Below are 4,952 nucleotides of genomic sequence, written 5' to 3'. Positions count from 1 at the left end.
CGCACCGCGCAGCCGCTCTGTTCGCGACGGACATGTCACACGCGGGCGTCTCGCCGCCCCGCGTCCCCCTTGCCCAAGCAGTCTGGTCTCTCGCTACCATGCCGCGGCAATCCTCCGCTGCGGCATGGCTCTCCTACTCTGAATTATGTGGAGCTGTCAAGCACTTGTTTAAACAATTTGGCAGCATGCTTTTGCCAAGATTGTGCCGTGACCAGCCGCGGCTGATATTCAGGCCGGGGACGGTCACGGCCAAATCCAGGCCGGCTCCGCCCGTGGGGAGCGCCGCTTGATCCTGCGGGAAGGCGACGGCGAGGCTGATAGGCACGGGGTTGGATTCCGTGGCAATCCCGAAGGTGAACTCGAAGGCGGTGTAGTTGTTGGGGTCGAGAACGATGCCGCGGTCTTGGATTTCGTCGAGCGACGGCGGCCGTGACGACACGGAGGTGACGAAGATCTCTTCCAACGCCTTGATAGACAACACCGACGGCGCCGCCGGAAAGATCTCGACGCCCTGCGCATCGGTGAGACGCAGATGATCGACCACGTAGTTGCCGGCGCGGGTGAGCGCCGGAATCAGCAATGGGCTTCCTGCCGGCACGGGTCCGACCGGCAGAGTGGCGCCGGCGTCCCCGCCGGTGCTCCCGGCCAGCCCGGGACCAGACAGCTCCCCGCGCACCAAGACGCTGCCAGCGGTGAAGAGGGTGTCAGCGACGATCGCGTGTCCGTCGCCATCGATGAGCGCCGTCGGCAGCGTGAACGGCGTATCGATCGGCACATCCGCCGGCGCCTGTACCTCGAGCCGTGCCCCGAGAATACGCAGCGCATCAGAAGCCAGCAGCTGCTGGGCGTAGGCGACATGGGACAGCAGCAGTGCCGCCGCAATCACCACCACTACCCAGCATGTCAGCGCTCGTCCCCTGCGCCCGTGCAGAGCCGTCGGGGGTCGGGAGTCGGGCGTCCGGAGACGGGCAACGGGAGTATTTAAAGATGTCCTAGCCATCACTCTACTGGTGCCCAACTCCCGACCCCCGTCGCCCCGCCCCCCAGCGCCATCCGGCCCTGCCCGCGCCCTCCATTAATCTATGCTAGTACGTCCTGCGCCTATTTGTTACACTTATCAAGTACCTTACTACATCTTCCAGTATGTAGTCCTTCACCCCCTCAGCCCCGGTGGCCCTTCTCCCAACTCCCGATTCATGTCCCCACAAGGGCGCGACGCTCTTCTATCCCCGGCGCATCATTGAGAAAGCGATGCGGAAGTACTTCTTCCGCATGCAGCCGCGGCACATGCCGGTCGGGCTGTTGTCGGCGAGGACAGGCATCAAGGCGAGGAAGAACTGCTCGACTCACGGACCTCGATCGTCCACGAGGAGGTCAGCAGGCCCGCCGATTCGGTGGGCGGTCACCCGCCTCTCGCCCCGGCGCAGGTCTACACCATTGCGCGCCGGATGCGTGCGGTGCAACAGGCTATGGGCTACACCGGATGGTACCGCGAGCGGCACGGGTCCTCCGCATCCGGGGACCCGTGCCGCAACAGGTGTCTACGTCCGCCGCCCGCCCGCTACGGGGCGACGCACGGGTCGCCCGAGCAGACGTCGACCACAGCGCCGCCGCTGACCTTCAAGAAGTCCGACTTCTGTTGTCGCGCGAGCGGCGAGTTCCGCGGGTCCGAGTGTGGATCGGGCCCGACCGACGGGGCCTTGTTCGTGGTCGGCGCGGGAGCCGCGCCGCTGCCCCAGACGATCAGAGCGGAGCCGTCGAACGGATCCGTAGGGATGGCCGGGATGTTGAAATAGGGCGTCACATCGGGATTGCGCCCGAGCGCGATCGCCGGCTGATGGATCGAGGCGCCGATCGTCCGCGAGGCTCCGGAACTTCCTGAGGTCCTGGAGGATCGCCTCGGCGTTGGAGAGGTCCTCGTCCGCCATGCCGATCCACTTGGTCGCGCAGAAGACGAAGTTGTGCTCGTTAGCCATGGCCTTGACGTTGCCGGCCGGCACCACCTCCACGTCCTCCATCTTCCACTACGACAACGCCGATTGAAAATACGCGAGGCGGAGACAAGCGAGGGGAACCTGTCCCCGCCTCGCCATGAGAGAGATCAGTTCGCCATGCCGCCGGCCGTGCTGTCGAAGCTCCAGACCCTTCCGGTGCCGTCCCCATGGGACGCCGTACCGGCGAACGAACTGGTCGAGGACGTCATCGCCAGACTCACGCCCACCGACTTCCTGTAGCCGGGCAGCGCCGTCACGCAGGCAGCCGCGTCCGTGCAGCCCACGTAGACCTGATAGGACGCAAAGTACGCTTCTTCCGCACTGGCAGCATTGCGCAGGTCGGACTGGGCGCTGGCGTCGTACCCCTTCTGCCGATAGACGGCAAACTGGGGGATTGCAACCGCCGCCAGGATGCCGATGATGGTTACCACCACCAATAGCTCGATCAACGTAAACCCGCTGACTTTCTTCGCCTTCATTGTGCCTCCTTCTGGAAGTATCGGCCCCGTTGCTGAGTGTCCGTCCCGACCATGTTGGACCGCTTCACGGCGGACCATGGACTCGATTCATGAAGTACCCGACCCGCCACTTCGCCGTGCCGTAACACCACAGACCGCCGCTTGGCATGCTCGCTGTCATTGCGCGCACCTGCTATAGCGCTATACATATTAGTCTGTCAACTGTTACGGGGTATATTCCATGCACATACGGCGCAACCGCCCGCTGCCGGCTTCGGAACTCCCTTGCGCCTCTTGACGTGGTTCGGCACACCGCGCATACACATGTTGCTCGTTTGTATAGGATGGCAGGGAGAGTAACTCCGTGGCGCGCACACACAGACTGACGACGATGCTCACCGATCGAACTGGTTACACTGGGTTGTCTGCACGACTAGGTCGACACGACGTCGCATTCTCAGCAGCGCGACTCCTTCGGCTCGGCCTCGGGGGCTGCGTCAGGCTGAAGGCCGCACTCGGAGCGATCGCCCTTCTCGCCTTCCTGACCGCCGCAGCTCCGGTAGGAGCCGTGGAGGACACACCCACAGCGACGTTCACGGAGGCGTCCACCGAAACCCCGACGTCGACGCCAACGCCGACACAGACGGCTACGTCAACACCAACGGAGACGGCGACGGAAACAGCGACCGCAACCGCCACCCCGCTTGCAGACACGCCAACGCCGTCGCCGACCGCGACGGCGTCCCCAACCATCACCGGCACACCGCCGACACCGACGCCACCACCACTGGCTCACATTGCGTTCCTGTTCGCGGCCAGCGAAACGCGCGTCCAGAATGAGTGGGAATGCAGTTTCAACTTGGCGGCAAGCCTGCAGTTCCTCGGCGCCACCAACACGTTTCGGAACATCGCCGCCGCAGATCCCCTGCAGCTCCGCAACCTGTACCAGGTGATCTACGTGGCGCCAGGCCTGACGAGCAGCGACTACGGCTTCCTACGGCAAATGGTGTCACCCGGAGGCGTGATTGAACGGTTTGTCAACTCAGGCGGAGTGACGGTGATCAACGTCGCCGGCGCTTCCGGTGACCAAGCCGACGTTGCACCGGACGGCGTCGGCTTCTCGGCCACAACACAACACGATAGCGAATCGATTCTCGCCACCACTCATCCGTACATCACCGGAGCGAAAATCGGCGGTGAGCCGCTCGGCGTTGCCGACTTCACCGCTTGGCAGCACACCGATCTCGGCACCCTGACGACTCTGCCCAGCGGCGCAACGCCGGTGCTGGCGAACGACGACGGCCAGACCTGGGTGGAATATCGGCATGGGGACGGCCGCGTCATCGTCACCACGCTGACGTATTGCACCGGCGCCGAGCCGAATTCGCAACAGGCCGCTGCACGCAATCTCCTGCGTTACAGCCGCTTCTTCTCGGGTTCCGCCTTCACCCCCGCCCCGACGCTGCCTCCGCAACCGACGGTGACCGCAACCCGGACCCCAACCTCAACCCCAACCGTAACCCCGACCCCAACGTCGACCCTCACCCCATCACTGACATTTACTCCAACACTGACACTGACCCCGACAGCAACCTACACCCCCACGGCTTCTCCAACTGACACGCCCACCGGCGTCCCGACCAGCACCCCTACCGTGACCGGCACCGCCACAGCGACATCGACGGAGGTCCCAACCTCCACTCCCACGGCGACGGCAACCGCAACGCCCACACCGCCGTGCGCCGGCGATTGCACGGGCAAGGGCCGTGTCACCGTTGATGACATCCTGACGATGGTCAACATCGCCCTGGGCACTGCGGACGCCACCTGCGACGCGGGCGACGTGAACCACAACGGCCACATCACCGTCGATGAGATCCTGACGGCAGTGAATAACGCGCTGAACGGCTGTCCGGTGGCCACGCCGACCGCAACCCCGAGCGGCGGTTGATACATCGTCTGCTTTCAGATTCAGCCACTGTCGAGGTTTTCGATCACCACGGGCGGCAGCACATCGGCCACCGAGAACTCGAATATCCGCGAGTAGAAGTACAGCTCTGCTTCCAACGCCCGCTTGATGTTCTCGGCGCGGCGGAAGCCGTGCTGTTCGCCGGCGAACGGCACGTACGCCACCGGCAACCCCTTCGACCGCAGGGCCGCAACCATGGCCTCGGTCTGGCTGGGCGGAACCACTTTGTCGTCCAGGCCTTGGAAGAAAATCACCGGACACGCGAGGCCATCGGCGAAGTGCAGCGGCGAGCGCTGCCGGTACACCTCGGCGCATTCGGGATAGGGGCCGACCAGCCGGTCCGTATAATGCGACTCGAACTTGTGCGTATCCTTGGCCAGAGCTTCGAGATCGCTGATGCCGTAATAGCTCGCACCGGCTTTGAAGGTGCGGCGAAACGTCAGCGCACACAGCGCGGTGTAGCCGCCGGCGCTGCCGCCGCTGATCGCGAGCCGCTTGCCATCGACGTCACCACGTCCCACCAGGAAGCGC

At 64.4% G+C, this 4,952-nt stretch carries 5 protein-coding genes; 1 reads left to right on the top strand and 4 read right to left on the bottom strand.

The features are described 5' to 3' along the window. Positions 1–133: 133 nt before the first annotated feature. From VF515_06585 to VF515_06575, 3 genes are all read right to left on the bottom strand, one after another. Positions 134–892 (bottom strand): hypothetical protein, encoded by a 759-nt coding sequence (locus VF515_06585; protein ID HEX7407305.1) that lies wholly within the window; start codon positions 890–892, stop codon positions 134–136. 669 nt (positions 893–1,561) lie between these two features. Beyond that, positions 1,562–1,804 (bottom strand): hypothetical protein, encoded by a 243-nt coding sequence (locus VF515_06580; GenBank protein ID HEX7407304.1) that lies wholly within the window; start codon positions 1,802–1,804, stop codon positions 1,562–1,564. Positions 1,805–2,101: 297 nt separating this feature from the next. After that, the gene (locus VF515_06575; protein ID HEX7407303.1) at positions 2,102–2,473 is read right to left on the bottom strand and encodes a prepilin-type N-terminal cleavage/methylation domain-containing protein; all 372 of its coding nucleotides are present in this window, start codon (positions 2,471–2,473) and stop codon (positions 2,102–2,104) included. A 547-nt stretch (positions 2,474–3,020) separates the two neighbouring features. Between VF515_06575 and VF515_06570 the strand changes: the two genes are divergently transcribed. Further along, a complete protein-coding gene (locus VF515_06570; protein HEX7407302.1) occupies positions 3,021–4,403 on the top strand; it encodes a hypothetical protein in 1,383 nt (460 codons plus the stop codon). Between the two features lie 20 nt (positions 4,404–4,423). Here VF515_06570 and VF515_06565 read toward each other — a convergent pair. Continuing rightward, positions 4,424–4,952, bottom strand: a 529-nt coding sequence (locus tag VF515_06565) for a prolyl oligopeptidase family serine peptidase (GenBank protein ID HEX7407301.1), incomplete at its 5' end; no start/stop codon positions are given.

It is taken from the genome of Candidatus Binatia bacterium (assembly GCA_036382395.1).
GTDB lineage: Bacteria > Desulfobacterota > Binatia > HRBIN30 > HRBIN30 > JAGDMS01.
This window is presented reverse-complemented; position numbering and strand designations above follow the sequence as displayed.